The organism is Sphingomonas sp. CCH5-D11 (assembly GCF_001557395.1).
Lineage (GTDB): Bacteria > Pseudomonadota > Alphaproteobacteria > Sphingomonadales > Sphingomonadaceae > Sphingomonas.
Window position 1 is genome coordinate 1 of record NZ_LSKH01000082.1, and the last position, 2,554, is coordinate 2,554.

3 protein-coding genes are annotated in these 2,554 nt (G+C 67.2%); 1 reads left to right on the top strand and 2 read right to left on the bottom strand.

Going from position 1 to position 2,554, the window contains the following annotated elements:
• Window positions 1-502, top strand: a 502-nt coding sequence (locus AX702_RS05385; RefSeq protein WP_156455364.1) for an HlyD family efflux transporter periplasmic adaptor subunit, incomplete at its 5' end; no start/stop codon positions are given.
• A 177-nt stretch (window positions 503-679) separates the two neighbouring features.
• Here the strand turns inward: AX702_RS05385 and AX702_RS05390 are convergent.
• Window positions 680-1,663, bottom strand: a complete 984-nt coding sequence (locus AX702_RS05390) for an isoaspartyl peptidase/L-asparaginase family protein (RefSeq protein WP_082745990.1) — start codon at window positions 1,661-1,663, stop codon at window positions 680-682.
• A 14-nt stretch (window positions 1,664-1,677) separates the two neighbouring features.
• Window positions 1,678-2,554: acyltransferase family protein (locus tag AX702_RS05395; RefSeq protein WP_156455365.1), on the bottom strand; the 877-nt coding region annotated here is incomplete at its 5' end.

Here is a 2,554-nt window from a genome sequence, read left to right on the forward strand (position 1 = left end):
CTCCTCCACCATCCCGGCGCTGGCGGCGCGGGTGGAGCGCACCACCGTTCGCGCGCCGCTCGCCGGCCGGATCAACCGCGTGCTCGTCACCACCGTCGGCGCCGCAGTATCCCCGGGGGCGCCGATTGCGGAAATCTCGCCATCGCGTGACACGCTCCTGATCGAGGCGCGGGTCCGGCCGGAGGATATTGCGCGGGTGCGCACCGGCCAGCATGCCCGGATCAACATCACCGCATACGACAGCTCGATCTACGGCTGGATCGACGGCAAGGTGGAGTCGATCTCGCCCGACGCGATCGTCGATGAACGCCAGCAGGTGAGCTATTATAACGTGTTCGTGCGCACCGACACCAAGGGCCTGCTGGACCGCCGCACTAACAAGCTGTTGCCGATCGGCACCGGCATGACGGCAGAAGTGAACCTGCTCGGCGATCCGCGCACGGTGATGCAATACATCCTGACGCCGATCACCCGACTGTCGGAACGCGCATTCCGGGAGTGAGGGGCGGAGTGCGCAGGACGCGCTCACTGTTCTCACCGTTCGTCACCCCGGCCCTGTGCCGGGGTGCGTCGCTTCGCGAATGCTGTGGCTTGAGGGATGCGGCCTGCTGGATGCCAGGCCAGGTCGGCTAACGCAGGTCTTTCACCTTCGCCAGGCTAAGCGCGAGGACCTGCATCCTTACGGCTCATCGCGGTAGATCGCCACGGTTGGCGCGCCACCCGCACTCACCCGTCCACGATACATGCCCGGCGTGTTGTAGCTCCAGGCGGTAATGCCCGCCGGCGTGTTGACGATCACGCCGCCGTCGCCGCCCAGCGCCTGAACCTCCGACATCACCGCATCCGCGGCGGCTTGCGCGCTTTCGCCTTTGAAGCGGATACGGGCGCAGATCTCATGCGCGACGCCTTCGCGGATGAAATATTCCCCGGCTCCCGTGGCGGAGACGGCGCAGGCGCGGTCGTCGGCATAGGTGCCCGCACCGATGACAGGCGCATCGCCAATCCGGCTCCAGCGCTTGCCCGTGATTCCGCCCGTCGATGTCGCCGCGGCGACATGACCGTTGGCATCGCGCGCTACCGCGCCGACCGTGCCATATTTGCGATCGACATCGATGGCCGACAGGTTCTTCGCCTTCAGCTTCTCCAGCTGCCGCCGGCGCTCGGGTGTGGCGAACCAGCTCGGATCGGCCTGTTCCAGCTTCTGCGCGCGGGAAAAGGCATCCGCACCAGCGCCGGCCAGGAACACATGGTCGCTCTTCTCCATGACCGCGCGGGCCAGGCTGACCGGGTGGCGCGTGGCGGTGACGCCGGCAACCGCACCAGCGGCGCGCGTGCGGCCGTCCATGATCGCCGCGTCCAGCTCGTTGTGCCCGTCCCAGGTGAAGACAGCGCCGCGGCCCGCGTTGAAATGCGGATCATCTTCCAGCACGTGAATCGCAGCTTCCACTGCGTCGAGCGCGCTGCCGCCCTTGTCCAGCACCGCCGAGCCCGCCGCCAGCGCGCGGTTCAGCGCCGCCCGGATTGCCTTGTCCTGTTCGGGCGAAAGCTTGTCGCGCTCGATCACGCCAGCGCCGCCGTGGATCGCCAGCGACCAGCGCGGTGCGTCTTGCGCGGCAGCCGGCGTGGCGAACAGCGTGGCGAGGACGGGGAGGATGAGGCGCATGGGATCTACTTTCGTCAAACAACGGCAGGACGTGGATCGGGAACGTCGGCGCGTCGGCGGTGCAGCCTCAGCCCGATCAGCGGGCGCAGCCAGGCGATACGCCGGCCGCCGAGATAGAAGGCCCAGCACCCCGCCACCGTCGCCGCGACCATGATCACGAAGTCAAGCGCAAGCGGTAGACCCGCCAGCAGCAGCCAATAGGCGACCACGACGATGATCGTCTGGTGGATGATGTAGAAGGGAAACACGGCTTCGGTCAGCATCGGGCGCCAGCGGTGGTCCCGGTTCCAGAAATTTTCGGCGATGCCGATCAGCGCAGCGATCGCCATCCAGCCCTCCACCCCGCGCGCAAGGCTGAAGATCGTGCCAAACGGTCGCGGCGTGACGCGATATTCGGCGAACGTCACCTGCACGCCGGCAACCACCAAGTAGGCAACCACCGCCAGCGCCGCCGTCACCTTCCACCAGCGCGCAAAGGTGGCGATCACCCGCTCGCTGCCGGCCATGGCGAACCCGAGTACGAACATCGGAAAGTAGGTCGCATGCGCCACCCAGTCGCCGGCCAGCGCATGCGTCTCGCGCGCGCCGGGGAACAGCAATCCGCTGACAATCATCAGCCACGCCATTGGCAGGACCAGCGCGCCGACCCCGCCGAACAGTAGGTCGAACACGCGCTGCGCGCGCCGCCGCACGCCTGCCGGCGACGCCGCCAGCACAGCGGTGAACAGCAAGGTGTAGATCCACAGATAGACGACGAACCACAGGTGATTCCATGTCGGCAGGTCGAGCCCCGCCAGCTTGCGGAAGCGGAAATATTCGCTCGCCCAGAACGGCAGGAAGCCGCCCTGATATCCATGCTGTGTGGTCAGCTCCACCCACGGTTGCGGCGGG

Excerpts from the sequence above, each read along its gene's own strand:
- AX702_RS05390 (WP_082745990.1), bottom strand. The coding sequence starts at position 1,663 with ATGCGCCTCATCCTCCCCGTCCTCGCCACGCTGTTCGCCACGCCGGCT.